The sequence below is a fragment of the Kitasatospora fiedleri genome (assembly GCF_948472415.1).
Taxonomy (GTDB): Bacteria; Actinomycetota; Actinomycetes; order Streptomycetales; family Streptomycetaceae; genus Kitasatospora; species Kitasatospora fiedleri.
The window spans coordinates 848920-875534 of the sequence record NZ_OX419519.1 but is presented as its reverse complement, the minus strand read 5'-3'; the positions used below and the strand labels follow the sequence as shown (position 1 = coordinate 875534).

The 26615-nt window shown below is 75.3% G+C and carries 5 protein-coding genes and 11 pseudogenes; all 16 read left to right on the top strand.

Going from position 1 to position 26615, the window contains the following annotated elements; all coding sequences use genetic code 11:
- Window positions 1–78 precede the first annotated feature (78 nt).
- The gene (locus tag QMQ26_RS04290; RefSeq protein ID WP_404814061.1) at window positions 79–6993 is read left to right on the top strand and encodes a type I polyketide synthase; all 6915 of its coding nucleotides are present in this window, start codon (window positions 79–81) and stop codon (window positions 6991–6993) included.
- Window positions 6984–16244 (top strand): annotated as a pseudogene (locus QMQ26_RS38660) (SDR family NAD(P)-dependent oxidoreductase); the annotation flags it as partial. The gene QMQ26_RS04290 and the pseudogene QMQ26_RS38660, both read left to right, overlap by 10 nt.
- Before the next feature lie 329 nt (window positions 16245–16573).
- A pseudogene (locus QMQ26_RS38655) lies at window positions 16574–16621 on the top strand (hypothetical protein); the annotation flags it as partial.
- 39 nt (window positions 16622–16660) lie between these two features.
- Entirely contained in the window at window positions 16661–17839 is a 1179-nt protein-coding gene (locus QMQ26_RS38650) for a type I polyketide synthase (RefSeq protein WP_449768966.1), read from the top strand.
- A gap of 60 nt (window positions 17840–17899) precedes the next feature.
- Window positions 17900–18172, top strand: a pseudogene (locus tag QMQ26_RS37280) (beta-ketoacyl synthase N-terminal-like domain-containing protein); the annotation flags it as partial.
- A pseudogene (locus QMQ26_RS38055) lies at window positions 18124–18533 on the top strand (beta-ketoacyl synthase N-terminal-like domain-containing protein). The pseudogenes QMQ26_RS37280 and QMQ26_RS38055, both read left to right, overlap by 49 nt.
- A pseudogene (locus QMQ26_RS38050) lies at window positions 18530–18703 on the top strand (hypothetical protein); the annotation flags it as partial. The pseudogenes QMQ26_RS38055 and QMQ26_RS38050, both read left to right, overlap by 4 nt.
- Window positions 18631–18878: pseudogene (locus QMQ26_RS37265) on the top strand (hypothetical protein); the annotation flags it as partial. The pseudogenes QMQ26_RS38050 and QMQ26_RS37265, both read left to right, overlap by 73 nt.
- A gap of 3 nt (window positions 18879–18881) precedes the next feature.
- A complete protein-coding gene (locus tag QMQ26_RS37260; protein ID WP_404814256.1) occupies window positions 18882–19079 on the top strand; it encodes a hypothetical protein in 198 nt (65 codons plus the stop codon).
- On the top strand, window positions 19073–19285 hold the full coding sequence (locus QMQ26_RS37255; protein ID WP_318552188.1) for a CurL C-terminal domain-containing protein: 213 nt from the start codon (window positions 19073–19075) through the stop codon (window positions 19283–19285). The genes QMQ26_RS37260 and QMQ26_RS37255 overlap by 7 nt, the downstream gene beginning before the upstream one ends.
- An 85-nt stretch (window positions 19286–19370) precedes the next feature.
- Window positions 19371–19643 (top strand): annotated as a pseudogene (locus QMQ26_RS38045) (hypothetical protein); the annotation flags it as partial.
- Window positions 19541–20173, top strand: a complete 633-nt coding sequence (locus QMQ26_RS38040) for an acyltransferase domain-containing protein (RefSeq protein ID WP_404814059.1) — start codon at window positions 19541–19543, stop codon at window positions 20171–20173. The pseudogene QMQ26_RS38045 and the gene QMQ26_RS38040, both read left to right, overlap by 103 nt.
- Window positions 20170–20574 (top strand): annotated as a pseudogene (locus QMQ26_RS38035) (hypothetical protein); the annotation flags it as partial. The gene QMQ26_RS38040 and the pseudogene QMQ26_RS38035, both read left to right, overlap by 4 nt.
- Before the next feature lie 161 nt (window positions 20575–20735).
- A pseudogene (locus tag QMQ26_RS38030) lies at window positions 20736–21017 on the top strand (polyketide synthase dehydratase domain-containing protein); the annotation flags it as partial.
- A gap of 216 nt (window positions 21018–21233) precedes the next feature.
- Window positions 21234–22618: pseudogene (locus QMQ26_RS38645) on the top strand (type I polyketide synthase); the annotation flags it as partial.
- A gap of 121 nt (window positions 22619–22739) precedes the next feature.
- Window positions 22740–26576 (top strand): annotated as a pseudogene (locus QMQ26_RS38640) (type I polyketide synthase); the annotation flags it as partial.
- Window positions 26577–26615: the final 39 nt, after the last annotated feature.

Genomic DNA, 26615 nt, shown 5'->3' with positions numbered 1-26615 from the left:
TCATTCCCCGGCTCACGAGGTGTCGCTGCGATGCGCTTTCCCCTGGATTCGGACGCCGATCGTGTCGCTGTCATCGGCATGGCGGGCAGGTTGCCGAAAGCCCCGGACCCGGAGGCGTTCTGGCGACTGCTGTGCGACGGGACCGACGCGATCACCGCGCCGCCCGCGGGCCGGCAGGTCGTGCGGCACGGCGGCTACCTGGACCGGGTGGACGGCTTCGACGCGGCGTTCTTCGGGATCTCCCCCCGCGAGGCCGCCGGCATGGACCCGCAGCAGCGGCTCATGCTCGAACTCGCCTGGGAGGCCCTGGAGGACGCCCGGATCGTGCCGGGCACGCTGACGGGCGGCCCGACGGGGGTGTTCGTCGGCTCGATGTGGGAGGACTACACCGCCCTGGCCCACCCGGGCCCCGTCACGCCGCACACCCTCACCGGCACCAGCCGGGGGGTCATCGCCAACCGCGTCTCGCACTTCCTCGGGGTGCGCGGACCGAGCATGACGGTCGACACGGCCCAGTCGTCGGCACTGGTCGCGGTGCACCTGGCGGTCGAGAGCCTGCGCCGCGGCGAGTCGGCGCTCGCCCTGGCCGGCGGGGTGAACCTCAACCTGACCGCCGCCCGCGAGGCGGGGGCGGCGGAGTTCGGCGGCCTGTCCCCGGACGACCGCTGCTTCACCTTCGACGCCCGGGCCAACGGCTTCGTCCGCGGCGAGGGCGGCGCCCTCCTCGTGCTGAAACCGCTGGACCGGGCCCTGGCCGACGGGGACCGCGTCTACGGCGTCATCCGGGGCAGCGCGGTCAACAACGACGGCGCCACGCGGAGCCTGACCGTGCCCAGCGCGCAGGCCCAGGAACAGGTCATCCGCGAAGCACTGGCCCGCGCCGGCGTGCGTCCCGCGGACGTGCAGTACGTGGAGCTGCACGGCACCGGCACCGCCGTCGGCGACCCCGTCGAGGCCGCCGCCCTCGCGGCGGCCTACCGCGGCCCGGCCGGGTCCGGCGACGCCGACGGCCCCCTGCGGGTCGGGTCCGCCAAGACCAACGTCGGCCACCTGGAAGGCGCCGCGGGCATCGTCGGCCTGCTCAAGACCGTCCTCAGCGTCCACCACCGCGCACTGCCGCCCAGCCTGAACCACGAAACCCCCCACCCCGACATCCCCCTCGACGCACTGGCGCTGCGGGTCCAGACCGCGCTGACCCCCTGGCCGCGGCCGGACGCGCCCCTGCTCGCCGGGGTGTCCTCGTTCGGCATGGGCGGTACCAACGCGCACGTGATCATCGAGCAGGCGCCCGACCCGGCCGCGCCGCCGGTCCGGCGGCCCGCCCCGGAGGCCCGGCCCGCCCCGGAGGCCCGGCCCGCGCCGTGGATCGTCACGGCGCGGACCAAACAGGCGCTGCGCGCGCAGATCGGACGCCTGCGCGCACACGTGCGCAGCCACCCGGACCTGACCGCCGCCGAGGTCGCGCACGCGCTGGCCACCACCCGGACCCGCTTCGCGCACCGCGCGGTCCTGCTCGACTCCGCCCAGCTCGCCGCCGGCCGGGCCGGCACCCCGGGCCGCACCGTCTTCGTGTTCCCCGGCCAGGGCGCGCAGTGGGTCGGCATGGGCCGGGAGCTGTACGACGCCCACCCCGCCTTCCGGTCCGCCATGGACGAGTGCGCCCGGGCCCTGGCCCCGTACACCGATTGGTCCCTGGCCGACGTCCTGGACGGCGCCCCGCTCGACCGTGTGGACGTCGTGCAGCCCGCCCTGTTCGCGGTGATGGTGTCCCTGGCGGCCCTGTGGCGCTCCTTCGGCGTCGAGCCCGACGCGGTGGTCGGGCACTCGCAGGGCGAGATCGCCGCGGCCCACGTCGCGGGCGCGCTGTCGCTGTCCGACGCGGCCCGGATCGTGGCACTGCGCAGCCGCGCGCTGGTCGCGCTGACCGGCCGGGGCGGCATGGTGTCCGTGGCCCTGCCCGCCGAGCGGGCCGAGGACTACGTGGCGCGCTGGGGCGGCGCGCTGACGGTCGCCGTGGTCAACGCCCCCGGCTCGGTCGTGGTGTCCGGTGACACGCAGGCCCTGGCCGAACTGGTCGAGTCCTGCGCGGCGGACGGCGTCCGCACCCGCGTGGTCCCGGTGGACTACGCCTCCCACTCCGCGCACGTCGAGGCGGTCCGCGAGCAGCTGCGCACCGACCTGGCCGACATCACGCCGCGTCAGGCCGCGGTCCCGTACTACTCCGCGGTCACCGGCGGCCTCCTCGCCGACACCACGGCGCTCGACGCCGACTACTGGTACCGCAACCTGCGCGAGCCGGTCCGCTTCGACCTGGCCGCCGCCGCCCTGCTGGCGGACGGGCACGACGTCGTGGTCGAGGTCAGCCCGCACCCGGTGCTGCTGCCCGCCCTCGAACAGCTCCTGGAACAGGCCCGCGAACGGACCGGCGCGCCCGGCGTCGCCACCGGCACGCTCGGCCGCGACCGGGGCGGGCCGGACGTCTTCCTGACCGCGCTGTCCCGGCTGTTCGTGGCCGGCGTGCCCGTCGACTGGTCCCCGGCCGTCGCCGAGGCCGCGCCGGTCGACCTGCCCACGTACGCCTTCCAGCGCCGTCCGTACTGGCTGCCCGAAGCGGCAGCCGGGCAGAGCGGCCGGACCCCGGCCGACCCGGGGACGCGCGCGGCGGACACCGCCGCGCCCGGCCCGGACCCGGGCGACCCCGAACCGGGCGACGCGGCCGACGCGGGCGACCCGGCCGCCGTGGTCACCGCGCAGATCGCGCTCGTGCTGGGCCACGACAACCCCGCGGACATCGATCCCGCGCTCACCTTCAAGGACCTCGGCTTCGACTCGATCACCGGGCTCGAACTGCGCAACCGCCTGGCCGCCGCCCTGGACCGGCCCCTCCCCTCCGGCCTCGTCTTCGACCACCCGACGCCTGCGGAGCTGATCGACTGGCTGCGCACCGGCCCCGGCGACCGGCCGGCCCCCGCCGCGCCGGCCGCCCACGACGACGACCCGGTCGTCATCGTGGGCATGGGCTGCCGCTTCCCCGGCGGGGTGGCCTCGCCGGACGACCTGTGGCGGCTCGTCGCGGAGTGCGGGGACGCGATCGGCGGCTTCCCGGACGACCGCGGCTGGGACCTGGGCGCCCTGTACGACCCCGAACTGCGCGGCGCGGGCACCACGTACGTCAACCGGGGCGGGTTCCTGGCGGCGGCACCCGGCTTCGACGCCCCGTTCTTCGGGATATCGCCCCGCGAGGCGCTCGCCATGGACCCGCAGCAGCGGCTCGTGCTGGAGACGGCCTGGGAGACCTTCGAGCACGCCGGGATCGACCCGACCTCGCTGCGCGGCAGCCACACCGGCGTGTTCACCGGCCTCTGGTCGTCCGGCTACGCGACCGGACCGGGCCTGCCGGACGACCTGGAGGGTTACCTGCTCACCGGCGTCGCGACCAGCGTCACGTCCGGCCGGGTCGCCTACCACCTCGGGCTGCGCGGCCCGGCGCTGTCCGTGGACACCGCCTGCTCCTCGTCCCTGGTCGCCGTCCACCTGGCCGCCCAGTCCCTGCGCGCCGGCGAGTGCGCGCTGGCGCTGGCCGGCGGTGTCACGATCATGGCGACACCGCTGGGCTTCACCGAGTTCTCCCGCCAGCACGGCCTCGCGGCCGACGGCCGCAGCAAGCCCTTCGCCGCCGCGGCCGACGGGACGTCCTGGGCCGAGGGCGCCGGTCTGGTGCTGTTGGAGCGCCTGTCGGACGCCCGCCGCAACGGTCACCGGGTGCTGGCGGTGGTGCGGGGTTCGGCGGTCAACCAGGACGGCGCCTCCAACGGCCTGACCGCGCCCAACGGCCCCTCCCAGGAACGCGTCATCCGCCAGGCCCTCGCCCATGCCGGGTTGGCGCCGTCCGAGGTGGACGCGGTGGAGGCGCACGGCACCGGCACCACCCTCGGCGACCCCATCGAGGCGCACGCCCTGCTGGCCGCCTACGGCCGGGACCGTTCCGAGCCGTTGTGGCTGGGGTCGGTGAAGTCGAACATCGGCCACACCCAGGCCGCCGCCGGTGTGGCGGGTGTGATCAAGATGGTGATGGCGATGCGGCACGGGCAACTGCCGCGGACCCTGCACGTCGACGCGCCCACCCCGCACGTCGACTGGGCCTCCGGCGGCCTCCGGCTGCTGACCGAGGCCCGGCCGTGGCCCGACAGCGGCCGCCCGCGCCGCGCGGGCGTCTCGGCGTTCGGCATCAGCGGCACCAACGCCCACCTGATCATCGAGCAGTCCTCCGACCCGGACCCCGGCCGCCTTCCCGAGCCCGCCGACCGGGCCGCCCCCACCGTCTGGCTGCTGTCCGCGAAGACCGGCGCCGCGCTGCGCGCCCAGGCCGAGCGGCTGCACGCGTACGCGACCGCCCACCCCGACGTCCCGGCCGCCGGGATCAGCCGCGCCCTGGCCGCCCGCACCCGGTTCGAGCACCGGGCCGCGGTGGTCGGCACCGACCGGGACGACCTGCTGTCCGGCCTGGCCGCGCTCCCGCCGGGACCGCCCACCCGTACCGGCGGGACCGTGTTCGCCTTCCCCGGGCAGGGCGCGCAGTGGGCGGGGATGGGCCGTGACCTGTACGAGCAGTCCGAGGTCTTCCGCGCCGGCATCGACGCCTGCGCCGCCGCCCTGGCCCCGCACACCGACTGGTCGCTGGTCGACGAACTGCGCCACGGCGCGCTGGACCGCGTCGACGTGGTGCAGCCGGCCCTGTTCGCCGTCATGGTGGCGCTGGCCGACCTGTGGCGGTCCCACGGCGTGCGGCCGGACGCCGTGGTCGGCCACTCCCAGGCGGAGATCGCGGCGGCGTACGTGGCGGGCGCGTTGTCGTTGCAGGACGCGGCCAAGGTGGTGGCGCTGCGCAGCAGGGCGCTGGTCGCGCTGGCCGGGCACGGCGGGATGGTGTCGGTCGGCCTCGGGGCCGAGCGGGCGGGCGAGTTGGTGTCGCGCTGGGACGGCCGGTTGACCGTCGCGGTGGTCAACTCCGCCTCGGCCGTCGTGGTGTCCGGCGGCCTCGACGCGGTGGACGAACTGCTGGCGGTCTGCGAGGCCGACGGCATCCGCGCCCGGCGCCTGCCCGTCGACTACGCCGCGCACTCGGCGCAGGTCGAGGCGGTCCGCGACCGACTCCTCACCGACCTGGCCGACATCACGCCGCGTCAGGCGGCGGTCCCGTTCTACTCCACGGTCACCGGCGAGCCGGTCGACACCTCCGCCCTCGACGCCGCCTACTGGTACCGCAACCTGCGCGAACCCGTGCGCTTCGACCTCGCCGTCGAAGCCCTCACGCAGGACCGGCACGGCGTGTTCGTGGAGGTCAGCCCGCACCCCGTCCTGGTGCCGGTGCTGGACGTCGCCGCCATCGGCACCCTGCGCCGCGACCACGGCGGCCTCACCGAGTTCCTCGCCGCGGCGGGACGCCTCCACGCCGCCGGAACCGACGTCGACTGGACGCCGGTCCTGCCCCGCACCGCACCCCGGGCGGACCTGCCCACGTACGCCTTCCAGCGCGAGCCCTACTGGGTGACCGCGACCCCGCCGGTGCCCCGGGACGACTGGCGGTACGAGGTGGCCTGGGCACCGACGAGCGGTGCCGCAGCCCCGGTGGACCCGGGTCGCTGGCTCGTCCTGGCCGCGACCGGGCACCCGTGGGCCGAGGCCCTGCGCGCACGGGGCTTCCCGGTGGCCGACACCTGGGACGCGGCCGACACCGGTGACGCCCGGCCCGGGCCGGACGGCGTGCTGTCGTTGCTGGCGCTGGACGAGGAGCCGCACCCCGACCACCCGGTGCTCCCGGCGGGCCTGGTCCGCACCCTGGACCTGGTCCGCGCCCTCGACCCGGCGCGCAGCCCGGACCCGGTGAGGACGGCGGCCGTCCCGCTGTGGTGCGCGACCAGCGGCGCCGTGAGCACCTCGGACACCGACCCGGTCACCCACCCGGCCCAGGCCCTGGCGTGGGGCACCGGCGCGTCCGCGGCGCTGGAGTTCCCGCACCACTGGGGCGGCCTGGTCGACCTTCCCGCCGTGCCCGACGAGGAGAGCGTGGACGCGCTGCTCGTGGTGCTCGCCGGCACGGGCGAGGACCAGGTGGCGATCCGCGGCGCCCGGCGCCTCGCCAAGCGGCTGCGCCGCCGGGCCCCGGCGGGCCCGGCCACCCGGTCCTGGCGGCCGCGGGGAACGGTGCTGGTCACCGGCGGCACCGGCGCGCTCGGCGGACACGTGGCCCGCCGCCTCGCGCGGCAGGGAGCGGAGCACATCGTGCTGGCCGCCCGCCGCGGCCCCGACGCGCCCGGCGCGGCCGGACTGCGCGACGAACTGGAAGCAGCCGGGGCACGGGTGACCGTGGCGGCCTGCGACGTGGCCGACCGGGACGCCCTGCGGGACCTGGTCGAGCGCGTCGGCGACATCCGCGCGGTCTTCCACACCGCCGGCGCGATCAGGGCGACCAGGCTGGCCGACACGACACCGGCGGAGTTCGCCGAGGTCGTCACGGCCAAGGTCGCCGGGGCGGCCAACCTGGCGGAACTCCTCCCGGACCTCGACGCCTTCGTCCTGTTCTCCTCCACCGCGGGCGTGTGGGGCGACGGCCACGGCGCGGCCTACGCCGCCGGCAACGCCTTCCTCGACGCCCTGGCCGCCCAGCACCGCGCCCGGGGCCGCGCCACGACCTCCGTCGCCTGGGGCATCTGGGCCGAGGGCGGCATGGCGGCCCTGGAGCCCGTGCAGCGCCAGCGCACCCTGCTCGGACTCGGCGAACTGGACCCGGGCCGGGCACTCGACGCGCTCCAGGACGTCCTCGACCACGACGAGGCCCTCGCGGTCGTCACGGAGGCCGACTGGGCGCAGTTCGCCCGCGCCTACACCCACGCGCGGCCGAGCCGCCTGCTGCGGGACCTGCCCGAGACCCACGGCCGGACGCAGCACCCCCGACCCGCGCCCCCGCCGCCGGCACCGACCTGCTGGAGCTGATCACCACCCACGTCGCCGCGGTGCTGGGACACGCCGCCCCCGAACGGCTCGACCCCCGGCGGGCGTTCAGGGAACTGGGCTTCGACTCACTGACCGCGGTGGAACTGCGCAACCGCCTGACCGCCGCGCTCGGGGTGAAACTGCCCGCCACCCTCGTCTTCGACCACCCCACCCCGGCACGGCTGGCCGCCCACCTGTCCGGCGACCAGGACGCACCGCAGACCCCGGCCCCGGCCCCGGCCGCGACGGACGAACCGATCGCGGTCATCGGCATGGGCTGCCGCTACCCCGGCGGCGTCGGCACCCCCGAGGACCTGTGGCGGCTGGTCGCGGACGGCGTGGACGCGGTCGGCGACTTCCCGGCCGACCGGGGATGGGACACCGACCGCCTCCACGACCCGACGGGAAGCCGCCCCCGCACGTCGAGCACGTCCCGGGGCGGCTTCCTCGACGCCGCCGGCGACTTCGACGCGGCGTTCTTCGGGATATCGCCCCGCGAGGCGCTCGCCATGGACCCGCAGCAGCGCATCCTGCTGGAGACCGCGTGGGAGACCATCGAACACGCCGGCATCGACCCGACCACGCTGGCGGGCACACCCACCGGCGTGTTCACCGGCCTCTGGTCCACCGGCTACGCCGCCGGACCGGTCCCCGACGACCTGGAGGGCTACCAGGTCACCGGCACCGCGTCGAGCGTGGGGTCCGGCCGACTGGCGTACCAGCTGGGCCTGCTCGGCCCGGCCCTGTCCCTGGACACCGGCTGCTCCTCGTCCCTGGTGGCCCTGCACCTGGCCGCCCAGGCGCTGCGCTCGGGAGAGTGCTCCTTCGCCCTGGCCGGCGGCGTCACCGTCAACGCGACACCCACCCTGTTCACCGAGATGTCCCGGCAGGGGGCGAGCGCGCCCGACGGCCGCAGCAAACCCTTCGCCGCCGCGGCCGACGGGGCGGGCTGGGCCGAGGGCGCCGGCCTGCTGCTGCTGGAACGCCTGTCGGACGCCCGCCGCAACGGCCACGAGGTGCTGGCGGTCGTCCGGGGCTCCGCCACCAACCAGGACGGCGCGTCCAACGGCCTCACCGCGCCGAACGGTCCGTCGCAGGAGCGGGTGATCCGGCAGGCGTTGGCGAACGCGGGACTGTCGGGGTCGGACGTGGACGTGGTGGAGGCGCACGGTACGGGGACGACGCTGGGTGATCCGATCGAGGCGCAGGCGCTGCTGGCGACGTACGGTCAGGGGCGTTCCGAGCCGCTGTGGTTGGGGTCGGTGAAGTCGAACATCGGCCACACCCAGGCGGCGGCGGGTGTGGCGGGTGTGATCAAGATGGTGATGGCGATGCGGCACGGGCAGTTGCCGCGAACCCTGCACGTGGACGCGCCGACCTCCCACGTCGACTGGTCCTCCGACGCGGTCCGCCTGCTCACCGAACCGGTCGCGTGGCCCGGGACCGGGCGGCCACGGCGGGCCGCCGTCTCCGCCTTCGGCATCAGCGGCACCAACGCCCACGTCATCATCGAGCAGAGCACCCTCGAACCGCCCGCCGAGGCCGACTCCGCCGCACCCTCTCCCCGGGACCGCGCGGACGACCAGGTCCTCTGGCCGCTTTCCGCCAGGTCCGAGCTGGCGCTGCGGGAGCAGGCGCGTCGGCTGGGCGCGTTCGTCGCCGCGCACCCCGAGGTGGGTCCGGCGGCGGTCGGGGGTGCGCTGGCTGCCCGGACGGTGTTCGAGCACCGGGCCGTGGTGGTGGGTGGTGCGGAGGCGTTGAGGGCGCTGGCGGAGGGGCGGTCGGTGCCGGGTCTGGTGACCGGCGTGGCTGGTGCGGTGGGTCGGTCGGTGTTCGTGTTCCCGGGGCAGGGTGCGCAGTGGGTGGGGATGGGTGCGGAGTTGTACGCCTCAGAGCGGGTGTTCCGGGAGGCGGTCGATGCGTGTGAGGCGGCGTTGGCGCCGTACGTGGACTGGTCGTTGGTGGAGGTGCTGACCGGCGGTGGCTCGCTGGAGCGGGTGGATGTGGTGCAGCCCGCGCTGTTCGCGGTGATGGTGGCGCTGGCCGAACTGTGGCGGGCGCACGGTGTGGAGCCGGACGCGGTGGTGGGGCATTCGCAGGGCGAGATCGCGGCGGCGTACGTGGCGGGCGCGCTGTCCCTGGAGGATGCCGCGAAGGTGGTGGCGCTGCGCAGCAGGGCGCTGGTGGCGCTGGCCGATCAGGGCGGGATGGTGTCGGTCGGTCTCGGGCACGAGCAGGCTGTCGAGTTCATGGCCCGCTGGGATGGTCGACTGACGGTGGCGGTGGTCAACTCGGCGGACAGTGTGGTGGTGTCGGGTGACCTGGACGCGCTGGACGACCTGCTGACGGCCTGCGAGGCCGACGACATTCGCGCCCGCCGCCTGCCCGTCAACTACGCCGCCCACTCCGCGCAGGTCGAGGCGATCCGCGACCAACTCCTCACCGACCTGGCCGACATCACGCCCCACCCGGCGGCGGTCCCGTTCTACTCCACCGTCACCGGCGAGCCGGTCGACACCTCCGTCCTCGACGCCGCCTACTGGTACCGCAACCTGCGCGAACCCGTGCGCTTCGACCTCGCCGTCGCCCGGCTCACCGCCGACGGCCACACCGTCTTCGTCGAGGTCAGCCCGCACCCGGTGCTGGTGCCCGCGCTGGACGTCGCCGCCACCGGCACCCTGCGTCGTGACCACGGCGCCGCAGGGGAGTTCCACACCGCCCTGGCCCGCCTCCACGTCCAGGGCGTCGCCGTGACCTGGCCGCACGACCGCCCGCACGGCGTCAAGCTGCCGCGCTACGCCTTCCAGCGCAGCACCTACTGGCTGACCCCCGCGGCCGGCGACCACGGCACCGGGCACCCGCTGGCGGGCAGCACGGTCGAACTGCCCGACGGGACCACCGTGCACAGCGGCCGCGTCTCCACCCGCACCCACCCCTGGCTGGCCGACCACGCCGTCGACGGCACGGTCCTGCTACCGGGCACCGCCTTCCTCGAACTCGCCACCCTGGCCGGCGGGACCCTGGACGACCTCGTCCTGCACCTGCCCCTCGCGCTCTCGGACACCCCCACGGACATCCAGGTCTCGGTCGGCGTCCCGGACGACGCCGGCCGCCGCCCGGTCACCGTGCACTCCAAGGGCGGCGACGGCTGGGTCCGCCACGCGTCCGGGACCCTCGGCGGCCAGGTGACGGCCGGTCGCCTCGACTGGCCCGCGAGGAACGCCGAACCCGTGGACCCCGAAGGGTTCTACGCCGTCCTCGCCGGACTCGGATACCGGTACGGACCGGCGTTCCGGGGCGTGCGGGAGTTGTGGCAGGGCGAGGACGAACTGTACGCCGAGGTGTCCGTCCCCGACGGCGCCCGCTTCGGCCTCCACCCCGCGCTCCTGGACGCCGCGCTCCAGCCGCTGATCCTGCTCAGCCCCGACACCCGGGTCCGGCTGCCGTTCTCCTTCTCCGGCGTCGCCGTGCACACCGCCGGTGTGTCGTCGGCCCGGGTCCACCTGGTCCGCACGGGCACCGACACCTACCGCGCGACACTGACCGACCTGTCCGGCCACCCGGTCGCGGACATCACCGCGCTGACCGTCCGTCCGGCCGCCGAGGCCCGGGCCGCGGTGCTGCACACCCGGTGGGTGCCCCTCACCCCGGGCCCGCCGACCGAGGTGGTGCCGAGCCCGGTGCTCACCGCGGAAGCCGACGCGGACTCCGTGCACGCCCTCGTCCAACGGGCCCGCGCCCTCGTCCAGGACTTCCTGGCCGAGCACCCGGAGCGGGAGGCCGCCCGCCTGGCCGTCCTGACCCGTGGCGTGGCCGGCGCGGCCGTGCGCGGCCTGGTCCGCAGCGCCGCCGCCGAGCACCCCGGCCGGTTCGTCCTGGTCGACGTCGGCGACGCGTCCGAGCAGGACGCGGTCCGGGCCGCCACGACGGCCGGCGACGAACCCGAACTGGCCCTGCGCCCGGAAGGCGTCCTCGTACCGCGGCAGGCCAGGTACGTGCCGGAAGCGGCCGCCCCCGACGGCGCGTACCGGCTGAGCGAGTCCGGCACCGGGCGCCTGGACGGCCTGGCCCTGCTGCCCTGCCCGGAGGCCGCGCTGGAACCCGGGCAGGTACGGGTCGCGGTGCGCGCGGCCGGCCTGAACTTCCGCGACGTGCTCATCACCCTCGGCATGTACCCGGACCGGCCCCCGCTGGGCGGCGAAGCGGCCGGCACCGTCATCGAGGTCGGCCCCGGCGTCACGGCCTGGCGGCCCGGCGACCGCGTCACGGGAATGATGCCCGGCGCCTTCGGGCCGCGCGCGGTCGCCGACCACCGGCTCCTGACGGCGATCCCCGACGGCTGGAGCTTCACCGCGGCGGCGTCGGTGCCCGTCGCGTTCACCACCGCCTGGTACGGGCTGTTCGACCTCGGCGAACTGCGCCCCGGCGACCGGGTCCTGGTCCACTCCGGCGCGGGCGGGGTGGGCATGGCCGCCGTCCAGTTGGCCCTGAACAGCGGCGCGGAGGTCTTCGCCACCGCGAGCCCCGCCAAGTGGGACACCCTGCGGCGCCTCGGACTGGCGGACGACCACATCGGTTCGTCCCGCGACACCCGCTTCGCCGACCGGTTCCCGGCCGTGGACGTCGTCCTCCACTCGCTCGCGGGAGAACTCACCGACGCCTCCCTCCGGCTGCTCGCGCCCGGCGGCCGGTTCGTCGAGCTGGGCAAGACGGACGTCCGCTCGCCCGAGGGCCTGATCTACCGGGCCTTCGACCTCAACGACGTCGACCCCGCGCGGCGGGGCGACATCCTCGCCAGGGTCGTGGCGATGCTCGCCGACGGGACGCTGGACCCGCTGCCGGTCACCGCCGCGGACCTCCGCCAGGCCGTCGACTCCTTCCGGCTGATGAGCCGGGCCCGGCACACCGGCAAGATCGTCCTCACCGTGCCCCGACCGATCGACCCCGACGGCACCGTGCTGATCACCGGCGGCACCGGCACCCTCGGCCAGGCCGTCGCCCGGCACCTGGTCTCCCGCTACGGGGTGCGGCACCTGCTGCTCGTCAGCCGCCGCGGCGGCGCGGTGCCGCACCCGGAGGAGCTGGAGAACGTCGACGTGCGGGTCGTGGGCTGCGACGTCGCGGACCGCGACGCGCTGGCGGCCGTCCTGGACACCATCCCGGCCGCGCACCCGCTCACCGCCGTCGTCCACGCGGCCGGCGTGCTCGACGACACCGTCACGGCACGGCTGAGCGCGGAGCAGCTCGACCGGGTGCTGCGCCCCAAGGTCGACGGCGCCTGGCACCTGCACGAGCTGACCCGCGAGCACGACCCCGCCGCCTTCGTGCTGTTCTCCGCGGCCGCGGGGGTGCTCGGCAACGCCGGCCAGGCCGGCTACGCCGCCGCGAACTCCTACCTCGACGCGTTCGCCGCACACCGGCAGGCCCTCGGACTGCCCGCCGTGTCGATGGCCTGGGGCCACTGGGAGCAGGAGAGCGGCATGACCGCCCACCTCACCGCGGTCGACCGCCGACGCCTCGCCCGCAAGGGCGTCCGCCCCCTCGGCACCGAACGCGCCCTGGCCATGTTCGACACCGCGCTGGCCGCCGGACGTCCCGCACTGATCACGGCCGACCTCGCGATGCCGCAGGCCCTGCCGACGCCCAAGGCCCCCGCGTCGGACCTGCTGTCCCTGGTGTCCGCCCACACCGCCACCGTCCTCGGCCACTCCGACGCCGCCGCGATCACCCCCGGACGCGCCTTCCGCGACCTCGGCTTCGACTCCCTGACCTCCGTCGAACTGCGCAACCGCCTCGCCGGTGCCACCGGCCTGCGGCTGCCCGCGACCCTCGTCTTCGACCACCCCACCCCCGCCGACCTCGCCGACCACCTCGCGGCCGAACTCTCCGGCGCGCCCAAGGGTGTTGATCCGGTGGTGTCGGTGGCGTCGGTGGGTGGTGGGGTCGATCCGGTGGTGATCGTGGGGATGGGGTGCCGGCTGCCGGGTGGGGTGGGGTCGCCGGAGGAGCTGTGGGATCTGGTCGCGGGCGGGGTGGACGCGGTGGGCGAGTTCCCGTCGGACCGTGGGTGGGACGTGGAGGGGCTGTTCCATCCGGACGCGGATCATCCGGGGACGTCGTACACGCGGTCGGGTGGGTTCCTCGCGGACGCGGCGGGGTTCGACGCGGAGTTCTTCGGCATCTCGCCGCGTGAGGCGTTGGCGATGGACCCGCAGCAGCGGGTGCTGCTGGAGACCGCGTGGGAGACGTTCGAGCACGCCGGGATCGACCCGACCTCGTTGCGGGGCACCCAGACGGGTGTCTTCACCGGCATCTGGTCCTCCGGCTACGTCGGCAGCCCCGACCAGGCGCCGCCCGACACCGAGGGCTACCTCGCCACCGGCATCTCGCCGAGCATCACCTCCGGCCGGGTCTCTTACCTGCTGGGCCTCCAGGGCCAGGCCGTCTCCATCGACTCCGCCTGCTCCTCGTCCCTGATGGCGATCCACCTCGCCGCGCAGGCGCTGCGCTCGGGGGAGTGCTCGCTGGCCCTGGCCGGCGGGGTGACCGTGAGCGTGACACCCCTGCAGTTCACGGAGTTCTCCCGCCAGCGCGCGCTGGCTCCCGACGGTCGGTGCAAGCCCTTCTCGTCGACGGCCGACGGTACGGCGTGGGGTGAGGGTTCGGGGCTGGTGCTGCTGGAGCGGTTGTCGGACGCCCGCCGCAACGGTCACCGGGTGCTGGCGGTGGTGCGGGGTTCGGCGGTCAACCAGGACGGGGCGTCCAACGGGCTGACCGCGCCCAACGGCCTCTCCCAGGAGCGGGTGATCCGGCAGGCCCTGGCCAATGCCGGGTTGTCGGGGTCGGACGTGGACGTGGTGGAGGCGCACGGTACGGGGACGACGCTCGGCGACCCGATCGAGGCGCACGCCCTGCTGGCGACGTACGGTCAGGACCGTTCCGAGCCGCTGTGGTTGGGGTCGGTGAAGTCCAACATCGGGCACACGCAGGCCGCCGCCGGTGTGGCGGGTGTGATCAAGATGGTGATGGCGATGCGGCACGCCGAACTGCCGCCGACGCTGCACGTCCAGGAGCCCACGCCGCACGTCGAGTGGGACACCGGTGACATCCGGCTGCTGACCGAGGCCCGGCCGTGGCCGGAGGCCGGGCGTCCCCGCCGCGCGGGCATCTCGGCCTTCGGGGCCAGCGGCACCAACGCCCATGTCGTCATCGAACAGTGCCCCGAGGAGACCCCCGAACAGCCCGCCGCGGACGACTCCGCGGAGCCCACCGTGTGGCTGCTGTCCGGCAAGACGGACGACGCCCTCCGCGCCCAGGCCCGGCGGCTCGCGGACCACCTCACCGCCCACCCCGGCCTCCGACCGGCCGCGATCGGCCGGGCCCTCGCCACCACCCGCACCGCACTCGCCCACCGGGCGGCCCTGGTGGGCAGCACCCGGGCCGACCTCATGGCGGACCTGGCCGCCCTCGCCGACGGAGACCCTCGCATCGTCACGGGAGTTGCCGGTGCGGCGGGCCGGTCGGTGTTCGTGTTTCCGGGGCAGGGTGCCCAGTGGGTGGGGATGGGTGGGGAGTTGTACGGCTCGGAGCGGGTGTTCCGGGAGGCGGTCGATGCGTGTGAGGCGGCGTTGGCGCCGTACGTGGACTGGTCGTTGGTGGAGGTGCTGACCGGCGGTGGCTCGTTGGAGCGGGTGGATGTGGTGCAGCCCGCGTTGTTCGCGGTGATGGTGGCGCTGGCGGAGTTGTGGCGGGCGCACGGGGTGGAGCCGGATGCGGTGGTGGGGCATTCGCAGGGGGAGATCGCGGCGGCGTACGTGGCGGGCGCGTTGTCGTTGGAGGATGCCGCGAAGGTGGTGGCGCTGCGCAGCAGGGCCTTGGTCGCCTTGGCGGACCGGGGCGGGATGGTGTCGATAGGTCTCGGGCACGAGCGGGCCGTCGAGTTCACGGCCCGTTGGGGCGGTCGGCTGACGGTGGCGGTGGTCAACGCCCCCGGTTCGGTCGTCGTGTCGGGTGACCTGGACGCGCTGGACGAGCTGCTGACGGTCTGCGAGGCCGACGGCATCCGCGCCCGGCGCCTGCCCGTCAACTACGCCGCCCACTCCGCGCAGGTCGAGGCGATCCGCGAACACCTGCTCACCGATCTGGCCGACATCACGCCGCGTCAGGCGGCGGTCCCGTTCTACTCCACCGTCACCGGCGAGCCGGTCGACACCCGCACCCTCGACGCCGCCTACTGGTACCGCAACCTCCGCGAACCCGTGCGCTTCGACCTCGCGGTCGAAGCCCTCACGCAGGACCGGCACGGCGTGTTCGTGGAGGTCAGCCCGCACCCCGTCCTGGTGCCGGTGCTGGACGTCGCCGCCACCGGCACGCTGCGCCGCGGCAGCGGCAGGCAGGAGTTCCACCTCGCCCTGGCGCGCCTGCACACGCACGGCGTGGCCGTCGACTGGACGCCGGTCCTCCCCGGCGAGCCCCACCACGTCCCGCTGCCGACGTACGCCTTCCAGCACCGGCCGTACTGGCTGACCCCGACCGCCGGGAAGACCGACGTGTCGGCGGCGGGACTGGACCCGGCCGGGCACCCGCTGCTCGGGGCCGCCGTCGAACTGGCCGGGGAGCAGGGCGTCCTGTTCACGGGCCGGCTCTCGACGGCCACCCGGCCGTGGCTGGCCGACCACGTCGTCCTCGGCTCCGTGCTGCTGCCCGGCACCGTGTTCGTGGAACTCGCCCTGCACGCCGGACGGCAGGTCGGCTGCGACGTCCTGGACGAACTGGTGCTGGCAGCCCCCATGGTCCTGCCGGAGGACGGTTCCGTGCCGATCCAGGTCGTCGTCGGCGCACCGGACGGGACGGGCCGACGCCCCGTCACCGTGCACTCCCGGACGGACGGCAGTTGGCTGCGGCACGCCACCGGCGTGCTGGCGACCGCCGACCGCCCCCACCCGTACGACACCGGCGAGCCCTGGCAGCCGGCCGGTGAACCCGTCGACCTGACCGACTTCTACGACGACCTCGCCGCCCAGGGCTACGAGTACGGGCCGGTGTTCGCGGGTGTCCGCGAGATCCGGCGGCAGGGCGACGAGCTCTACGCCGAGGTGGCGCTGCCCGCCGACACCCGCGACCGCTTCGGTCTCCACCCCGCGCTGCTCGACGCCGCACTCCAGCCGCTGACCCTGCTGGCGGCCGGCCGCCTGCCGTTCTCCTTCGCCGGGGTGTCGATGCGCAAGGCCGGCTCCACGGCCCGGGTCCGCCTCACCCCCACCGGCCCCGACACCTTCCGGGTCGCGCTCGCCGACGACTCCGGGCCGCTGGCAGTGATCGACGCGCTGACCGTGCGCCACCGGGCGCCTGGCCTGCCGGCCGCCGGGACCGACCAGCTCTTCCGCCTCGACTGGGTGCCCGTCGAGAGCACCGGCGAAGCCCCGGCCGTCCACCACGTCACGCCTCCGGCGGGGGACCCCGTGGCGGCCGCGCACACCGTCGCCGCCGAGACGCTGGGCGTGCTCCAGGACTTCCTGCGCGACGGGGACGGCCGACTGGCCGTGGTGACCCGCGGGGCGGCCGGCCGGACCCCGTCGACCTGCCGTCCAGCGTCGTCTGGGGCCTGGTCCGCGCGGCCCAGGCCGAACACCCCGACCGGTTCGTACTCGTCGACACCGACGACCGCGTGCTCGTCGCGGGCGACGAACCGCAGCTCGTCGTCCGCGACGGCGCCGCCCGCGCCGCCCGCCTGGTACGGGCCGAGGCAACCCCGGCACCCGGCCCGCTCGGCCCGCTCGACCCGAACGGCACCGTGCTGATCACCGGCGGCACCGGCACCCTGGGCCGTCTCGTCGCCCGGCACCTGCGCGAGCGGCACGGCATCCGGCACCTCCTCCTGCTCGGCAGGAGCGCGGCGGAGGTGGACTTCGACGCCGAGGTGGTGGCCTGCGACGTCGCCGACCGGGACGCGCTGGCGGCAGTGCTGGACGCGATTCCGGCCGCGCACCCGCTGACGGCGGTCGTGCACGCGGCCGGTGTGCTCGACGACGGCGTCGTCGCATCCCTCACGCCCGCCCGGATCGACCGGGTGCTGCGGCCCAAGGCCGACGCCGCCTGGCACCTGCACGAGCTGACGAAGGACCTCGGCCTGAGCGCGTTCGTGCTCTTCTCGTCCGCCGCCGGCGTGCTGGGCGGCCCGGGCCAGGCGAACTACGCCGCCGCGAACGCCTTCCTGGACGCCCTCGCGGTGCACCGGCGCGCCCTGGGCCTGCCGGGCGTGTCACTGGCCTGGGGACAGTGGGCCGAGGACAGCGGGCTGACCGGGAACCTCACCGACACCGACCGCAAGCGCCTCGCCCGCGCCGGTGTGCTGCCGATGCCCACGGACCGGGCGCTGGCCCTGTTCGACCTGGCGCTGGGGGCCGCCGAACCCGCGCTGGTCCCCGCCCGCCTCGACCTGTCGGCGGCGTCCACCCGCCCCCTGCTCAGCCGCCTCACCCGGACCCGGCCCGCCCGGCGCACGGACCGGCCGGGCCTGGGCCGGGAACTCGCGGCCCTGCCGGAGACCGAGCAGCACAGCCGCGTCCTGGCCCTGGTCACCGGCCAGACGGCCGCCGTCCTCGGCCACACCGACACCTCGGCCGTCAGCGCCGACCGGGCCTTCAAGGACCTGGGCTTCGACTCGCTCACGGCGGTGGAACTGCGCAACCGCCTCGCTGCGGCCGCCGGGGTGCGGCTGCCCGCGACGATGGTCTTCGACTACCCGACCCCCGACGCACTGGCCGGCCACCTGCGGGCCTCCTGCTCGGCGCCCGGCGCGAAGCCCCCGCCGCGCCCGGGCCGGTCGGGTCGCGGTGTCGGGTGATCCGGTCGTGGTGGTGGGGTTGGGGGCCCGGTATCCGGTGGGGTGGGCTCGGCGCAGGAGTTGTGGGGCTTGGTCGCGGGCGGGGTGGACGCGGTGGGTGAGTTCCCGTCGGACCGTGGTGGGACGTGGGTCGTCTCTACGATCCGGCGGGTGGTCCGGGGAGGTCGTACACGCGATGGGGTGGTTTCCTCGCGGATGCGACGGGTTCGATGCGGGTTCTTCGGGATCTCGCCGCGTGAGGCGTTGGCGATGGACCCGCAGCAGCGGGTGCTGCTGGAGACGGTGTGGGAGACGTTCGAGGACGCCGGGATCGACCCGACCTCGCTGCGGGGCAGCCGGACGGGCGTGTTCACCGCATCTGGTCTTCGGGCTACGGCGCCGGGGCACAGCCGCCCGACCTGGAGGGCTACCTCTCGACCGGTACGGCGACGAGTGTCACCTCCGGGCGGGTGTCGTACCTGCTGGGGCTGGAGGGTCCGGCGGTGTCGGTGGACACGGCGTGCTCGTCGTCGCTGGTGGCGATCCACCTGGCGGCGCAGGCGCTGCGGGCGGGGAGTGCTCGCTGGCGCTGGCCGGCGGGGTGACCGTGATGGCGACGCCATCGGGGTTCGTCGAGTTCTCGCGCCAGCGCGGCCTCGCGGCCGACGGCCGGGTGAAGGCGTTCGCGGAGGCGGCGGACGGACGCGTGGGGTGAGGGTGCCGGTCTGTGCTGTTGGAGCGGTTGTCGGATGCGCGGCGCAACGGTCACCGGGTGCGGGCGGTGGTGCGGGGTTCGGCGGTCAACCAGGACGGTGCGTCGAACGGGTGACGGCGCCGAACGGTCCGTCGCAGGAGCGGGTGATCCGGCAGGCGTTGGCGAACGCGGGACTGTCGGGGTCGGACGTGGACGTGGTGGAGGCGCACGGCACCGGCACGACGCTGGTGATCCGATCGAGGCGCAGGCACTGCTGGCGACGTACGGTCAGGACCGTTCCGAGCCGCTGTGGTTGGGGTCGGTGAAGTCGAACATCGGGCACACCCAGGCGCGGCGGGTGTGGCGGGTGTGATCAAGATGGTGATGGCGATGCGGCACGGGGAACTGCCGCGAACCCTGCACGTGGATGAGCCGAGTTCGCACGTCGACTGGTCGGCGGGCCGGGTCGCCCTGCTCACCGAGGCCCGGCCGTGGCCGGAGACCGGGCGTCCCCGCCGCGCGGGCGTCTCGGCGTTCGCATCAGCGGCACCAACGCGCACGTGGTGATCGAGGCACCGGCCGAGGCCACCGCCACGGCCACCCCCGTGGTCGCCGTGCCGGTGCCGTGGCTGCTGTCGGCCAAGTCGGACGCGGCGCTGCGCGAACAGGCCCGCAGGCTGCGCGGGTTCCTCGCCGAGCACCCCGAGGTCACACCGGCCGAGGTGGCCGCCGACCTGGCCGCGCGGCCCGGTTCCCGCACCGTGCCGTGCTGACGGGCCCGGCCGGCCTGGACGCGCTGATCGACGGAGAGCCCGGACCCGTCACGGGCACTGCCGCCTCCCCTGGGCGTCGGCGTTCGTGTTCTCCGGTCAGGGTGGTCAGTGGGTGGGATGGGTCGGGGTCTGTACGGGTGTTTCCGGTGTTCGCGCGGGTTTGGACGAGGTGTGCGGGCTGTTGGGGTTGCCGGTGGAGGTGCTGTTCGAGGACGGGGAGGGGGTGTTGGGGAGACGCGGTTCACCCAGGGTGCGGTGTTCGCGTTGGAGGTGGCGTTGTTCCGGCTGGTGGAGTGGCGGGGTTCGGCCGGATTTCGTGGTGGGGCATTCGGTGGGCGAGGTGGCGGCGGCCCATGTGGCGGGGGTGCTGTCCCTGGAGGATGCCTGTGTCCTGGTGAGCACCGGTCGGTTGATGCAGGGGTTGCCGGTGGTGGGGCGATGGTGTCGGTGCAGGCGTCGCGTCCAGGAGGTGGCGGAGTCGCTGGTGCCTGGTGTGGAGTGGCGGCGGTGAACGCGCCGGACGCGGTCGTGGTGTCGGGTGACGAGGCTGCGGTGGCGGCGGTTGCCGAGGTGTGGCGGGCCCGTGGGCGTCGGGTGCGGCGGCTGGAGGTCAGCCACGCGTTCCATTCGGCGCGGATGGACCCGGTGCTGGACGAACTCGCGCAGGTCGCACGTGGGTTGTCGTTCGGTGAGCCGGTGATTCCGGTGGTCTCCACGTGGCCGGCATCCGGTGGACCTGGGGAGCCGGGTACTGGTGCGGCAGGTACGGGAGCCGGTGCGGTTCGCGGACGCGATGGAGTGGCTGAAGGCCCAGGGGGTGACCGGTTTTCTGGAGGTGGGCCCGCACCCGTCGCTGGTGCCGAACGGCCTGATGCGCCGTCACGATGACTCCGTGGAGCGGCTGTTCTCGGCGCTGGGGCGGCTGTGGGCGGACGGCGCGGTGGACTGGAACCCACCGGTCGGGAGCCGGGCGCGCGGCTGCCCTCGTACGCCTTCCAGCACCAGCACTACTGGCTGCACCCCGGCACCCCCGCGCCGACCGTGACGGCCGGATCGACCACCCGCTGCTGCGGGACGCCATGGAACTCCCGGACGGCAACGGCGTCGTGCTGACGGGGCAGCTCGCCACCGCCGCGCAGCCGTGGCTCACCGAACACGTCATCGCGGGCTCGCCCCTGCTGCCCGGCGCGGCGTTCGTCGACCTCGTGCTCCGGGCCGGCGAACACGTCGACTGCCCGGCGGTCGGACCTGACGCTGAGACACCGCTGGTGGTCGCGGACGGCGTGCAGGTGTCCGTGACCGTCGGCCCCGACCGGGCGGGCCGGCGCAGCGTCTCGGTCCACTCGCGCACGGACGGCGCGTGGGTGCGGCACGCACCCCACCCTGGGCGCGGGCCCGGCAGTGGCCGCCGCCCGCCCAAGCCGTCGACCTCGCCGCCTTCTACGACGACCTGGCCGACGCCGGATTCGCCTACGGCCCGGCCTTCCAGGGGCTGCGCGCGGCCTGGCGCGACGGCGACACCCTCTACGCGGAGGTGGCCGCACCCGCCGGTGACACCCGGTTCGCCCTGCACCCCGCGCTGCTCGACGCCGCGATCCAGACCGTGACCGTCGCCGACGACCGGGCGAAGCTGCCGTTCGCCTTCGCCGGGATCTCCTGCCGGAGCGGCGCCGAGCCGGCCAGGATCCGGCTGACCGTGACCGGCGAGGACACCTGCGCGATCGCCCTCGCCGACCGGTCGGGCGCACCGGTCGCCGAGATCGCCTCGCTGACCCTGCGCCGACCGGCCGCGGCCACCACGCAGGACGTGCCGTACCAGGTGGCGTGGCCGCTCCTGGAGGCGGCGACCGGCGAGCCGGACATCCCGGTCCACCACGCCACTTCGCCGGTCGAGACCCTGCGGGTGGTCCAGGACTTCCTCGCCACGGACACCCCGCGGATGGTGGTCGCCACGCGCAACGCCGTGCCGGTGCGGCCGGGCGAGGACGTCGACCCGCAGGCCGCCGCCGTCTGGGGCCTGGTCCGGTCGGCCGCCACCGAGCACCCCGGCCGGTTCGTGCTGGTCGACGCCGCCGACGGCGACGAGATCCGGCTGGCCGGCGACGAGCCCCAGCTCGCGATCCGCGGCGGCGCCGTTCACGTCCCCCGCCTCGAACGGGCCCGGACCGAACCGCTGCCCTCGCTGCTCGGCCCCGAGGGCACGGTGCTGGTCACCGGCGGCACCGGCACCCTGGGCGCCACGATCGCCCGCCACCTCGCTGCGGAGCACGGCGTGCGGCACCTGCTGCTGGTCAGCCGCAGCGGCCCGGACGCCCCCGGCGCGGCCGCGCTGACCGCCGAGCTGGCGGCGCTGGGCGCGACCGCCGACGTCCTGGCGTGCGACGTGGCCGACCGCGCGGCGGTGGCGCGGCTGCTCGCCGACCACCCGGTCACCTCGGTGGTCCACGCCGCGGGCACGCTGGCCGACACCGTCGTGGAGTCCCTCACCCCGGAGCAGTTCGCGCGGGTGTGGGAGCCGAAGGCCCTCGCGGCGCGGCACCTGCACGAACTGACCGCCGACCTGGAGGCGTTCGTCCTGTTCTCCTCGGCGTCCGGCGTGCTGGGCGGCGCGGGCCAGGCGAACTACGCGGCGGCCAACGCCTACCTCGACGGCCTCGCCGCGCACCGGCACGCCCAGGGGCAGCCGGCCGTGTCGCTCGCCTGGGGCTACTGGGCGGAGGCCAGCGGGATGACCGGCGGCCTGACCGCCACCGACCGGCACCGCCTGGCCAGGGCCGGGGTACGGCCGCTGCCGACGGCGGACGCGCTGGCCCTGTTCGACGCCGCGCTGACCGCGGGCACCCCGACCCTCGCCCCCGTCAGGTTCGACCTGCCGGCGCTGCGCCGGGCCGGTGACCCGCCCGCGCTGCTGCGGGAGTTGGTGCGGCCCCGGCGCAGGCCGGCCGCCGAGCGGGTATGGACGCAGGCCGACGTGCTGCACCTGGTCGTGGGCCAGGTCGCCCTCGTCCTGGGGCACGCGTCGCCGCAGGCGGTCGACCCCGACCAGGCGTTCACCGACATCGGGTTCGACTCGCTGACCGCCGTGGAGCTGCGCAACCAGCTCGACGCGGACACCGGCCTGCGCCTGCCGCCACGCTCGTCTTCGACCACCCGACCCCGGCCCGCCTCGCCGCCTTCGTGCACGCGCGACTGCACGGCACCGGCGGCCCGGACCCCCTGCTCGCCGAACTCGACCGGCTCAAGTCCAGCCTGGACGCGGCGGCCGCCGACGCCGACCACGACACCGTCGCGGCCCGCCTCGAAGCACTGCTCGCGGCCTGGACCGCCCGGCGCACCGGCTCCGCGGCCGGCGTCGACGAGGCCAGCGACGACGAACTGTTCAGCCTTCTGGACGATGCGCACCGCAGGACCGAGGTCATCCGCTCGGGCGAGTCCGCCACGCTGAGGAGTAGCGATGTCTGACGAAGAGAAGCTCCGCACCTACCTCAAGCGCGCCACGGCCGACCTGGGGGTGCTCGGCAGGCGCCTCGCCGACCTGGAGGAGGCCGCGCGCGAACCGATCGCGATCATCGGCATGGGCTGCCGCTACCCGGGCGGGGTGGAGTCCCCGGACGGCCTGTGGCGGCTGGTCTCGGACGGTGTCGACGCGATCACCGAGTTCCCGCCGGACCGCGGCTGGGACGTCGTCCACGACCCCGACCCGGACCGGCCGGGCACGACCTACACCCGGTCGGGCGGCTTCCTCGCCGACGGCGCCGGGTTCGACGCCGGGTTCTTCGGCATCTCGCCGCGCGAGGCGTTGGCGATGGACCCGCAGCAGCGGGTCCTGCTGGAGACCGCCTGGGAGACCTTCGAGCACGCCGGGATCGACCCGACCGCACTCGGCGGCAGCCGCACGGCCGTCTTCACCGGCCTGTGGTCGTCCGGCTACGGCCACCAGCCGCCGCCGGACCTCGAAGGCTTCCTCGCCACCGCATCGCCACCAGCGCCACCTCCGGGCGGGTGTCGTACCTGCTGGGGCTGGAGGGCGCGGCAGTGTCGGTGGACACGGCGTGCTCGTCGTCGCTGGTGGCGATTCACTTGGCGGCGCAGGCGCTGCGGGCGGGGGAGTGCTCGCTGGCGCTGGCCGGCGGGGTGACGGTGATGGCGACGCCCGCGGGGTTCGTCGAGTTCTCCCGGCAGCGGGGGCTCGCCGTCGACGGCAAGGTGAAGGCGTTCGCCGAGGCGGCCGACGGGACGTCCTGGGGCGAGGGCGCCGGTCTGGTGCTGTTGGAGCGGTTGTCGGATGCCCGCCGCAACGGGCACCGGGTGCTGGCGGTGGTGCGGGGTTCGGCGGTGAACCAGGACGGTGCGTCCAACGGGCTCGCGGCGCCGAACGGTCCGTCGCAGGAACGCGTCATCCGGCAGGCGTTGGCCCATGCGGGGTTGTCGGGGTCGGACGTGGACGTGGTGGAGGCGCACGGTACGGGGACGACGCTGGGTGATCCGATCGAGGCGCAGGCGCTGCTGGCGACGTACGGTCAGGGGCGCACCGAGCCGTTGTGGTTGGGGTCGGTGAAGTCGAACCTCGGGCACACGCAGGCCGCTGCCGGTGTCGCGGTGTGATCAAGATGGTGATGGCGATGCGGCACGGGCAGTTGCCGCCGACGCTGCACGTGGACGCGCCGACCTCCCACGTCGACTGGTCGGCGGGCCGGGTCGCCCTGCTGACCGAGGCCCGGCCGTGGCCGGAGACTGGCCATCCGCGCCGCGCGGGCGTCTCGGCGTTCGGCATCAGCGGGACGAACGCGCACGTGGTGATCGAGGCGGTGGCCGAGGAGCCGGTCGGGGCTTCGGCGGGGTCGGCGGGTGGCATGGTGCCGTGGGTGCTGTCGGCGAAGTCGGACGCGGCGCTGCGCGAACAGGCACGTCGGCTGGGCGCTTTCCTGGCCGAGCAGCCGGGAGCCGGCGCGGTGGCGGTGGGTCGGGCGTTGGCGGGGCGGTCGCGTTTCGAGCACCGTGCGGTGGTGCGCGGTGCGGAGGCGTTGGACGCCCTGGCCGAGGGTGGCACGGCGCCGGGTCTGGTGACCGGGGTCGTCCGTCCGCTGGGTCGGTCGGTGTTCGTGTTCCCGGGGCAGGGTGCCCAGTGGGTGGGGATGGGCGCGGAGTTGTACGGCGCGGAGCCGGTGTTCCGGGCGGCGATCGACGCGTGTGCCGCTGCTCTGGAGCCTTATACGGACTGGTCGTTGGTGGAGGTGCTGACCGGCGGTGGCTCGTTGGAGCGGGTGGATGTGGTGCAGCCCGCGCTGTTCGCGGTGATGGTGGCGCTGGCCGAACTGTGGCGCGCGCACGGCGTGGAGCCGGACGCCGTCGTCGGGCATTCGCAGGGCGAGATCGCGGCGGCGTACGTGGCCGGGGTGTTGTCGTTGCAGGACGCCGCCAGGGTGGTGGCGCTGCGCAGCAGGGCGCTGGTGGCGCTGGCGGACCGGGGCGGGATGGTGTCGGTCGGTCTCGGGCACGAGCAGGCCGTCGAGTTCACGGCCCGTTGGGACGGTCGGCTGACGGTGGCGGTGGTCAACTCGGCGGACAGTGTGGTGGTGTCGGGTGACCTGGACGCGCTGGACGAACTGCTGACGGCCTGCGAGGCCGACGACATTCGCGCCAGGCGCCTGCCCGTCGACTACGCCGCCCACTCCGCGCAGGTCGAGGCGGTCCGCGACCGACTCCTCACCGACCTCGCCGGCATCACCCCGCACCCGGCGGCGGTCCCGTTCTACTCCACCGTCACCGGCGAGCCGGTCGACACCTCCGTCCTCGACGCCGCCTACTGGTACCGCAACCTGCGCGAACCCGTCCGATTCGACCTCGCCACCCGGCTGCTGCTCGACCACGGCCACACCGTCTTCGTGGAGGTCAGCCCGCACCCGGTCCTGGTCGCCGCTGTCGAGGAGACCGGCCACCGGCACGGCTCCGACCTCCTGGTCACCGGCACGCTCCGGCGCGACCAGGACGACTTCCTCGCCCCGCTCGGCCGCCTGCACGTCCACGGCGTCCCGGTCGACTGGCGGTTCCCGGACACCACCGAGCCCGTCAGCCTGCCGACGTACGCCTTCCAGCGCGAGCCGTACTGGCTGCGGCCCGTCCCGGCGGCGTCGGGCGACCACCCCCTGCTCGGCACGTTCGTGGAACTGCGCGACGGCGCGGTGCTCAGCGGACGGATCTCGCTCACCACCCACCCGTGGCTGGCCGACCACGCCGTGCGGGCGCCGTCCTCCTGCCCGGCACCGCGTTCGCGGAGCTGGCCGCCCACGCGGCCGGCCGGCTCGGCCGGGCGGTCGAGGAGCTGGTGCTCGAAACGCCGCTCGTCCTCGACGACACGCCGGTGCACCTCCAGGTCGTCGTGGGACCCGAGGACGACGGCCGCCACCCGCTCACGGTGTACTCGCGCGACGGCGACGCGTGGGTGCGGCACGCCACCGGGACCCTGGGTGAGGAGCCGGTGCTGAGCGCCTGGGACTGGCCGTCGACCGGTGAGCCCCTCGACGTCGACGGGCTCTACGACTCGCTGGCCGCGCTCGGTTACGCGTACGGGCCGGCGTTCCAGGGCGTCACGTCGGCCCGGCGGGTCGGCGACACCGTTTACGCCGAGGTGGAGCTCCCCGCCGAGGAGCCGTTCGCCCTGCACCCCGCGCTGCTCGACGCCGCCCTGCACCCCATGGCGTTCCTCACCGACCGCACCGGCCTGCCGTTCGCGTTCACCGGGGTGGCGATCCGGCCCGCCGGCCGCGGGCCGCTGCGGGTGCGCCTGTCCGCCACCGGGCCGGACACGTACACCGTGGCCGTGGCCGAGCCGGACGGCACCCCGGTCGCCGTCATCACGTCGCTGACCGTCCGCGACGCCGCCGCCGTGCCGGACAGCCTGTACGCACTCGACTGGGTCCCCGTCGAACCGGCCTCGACGGGCGGTGACCTCGCGGAGCCGATCGTCCACGAGGTGCCCGAGGCGGCGCCCGGCGCGGACCCCGTCGAGGCGGCGTACGAGAGCGCGCGGAGCGTGCTCGCCGTGATCCGGGACCACTTGGCGGGCGGGCGGACGCGGCTGGCGGTCGTCACCCGCAACGCCGTCGCCGCCGCGCCCGGTGACGTGGTCGGCCTCCACCACGCGATGGTCCGGGGCCTGGTCCGCAGCGCCGCCGCCGAGCACCCCGACCGGTTCGTGCTGGTCGACGCCGACCCGAGCTGGGACCCCGCGCTGATCGCCGGCACGGACGAGCCGGAACTGGCGGTACGTCAGGGGGCGCTGCGCGTCCCCGCCTGGTCCGCGTCGGCGCGGGCCTGACCCGCCGCCCGG

Excerpts from the sequence above, each read along its gene's own strand:
- QMQ26_RS04290 (WP_404814061.1), top strand. The coding sequence starts at position 79 with ATGGCGGGCAGGTTGCCGAAAGCCCCGGACCCGGAGGCGTTCTGGCGA.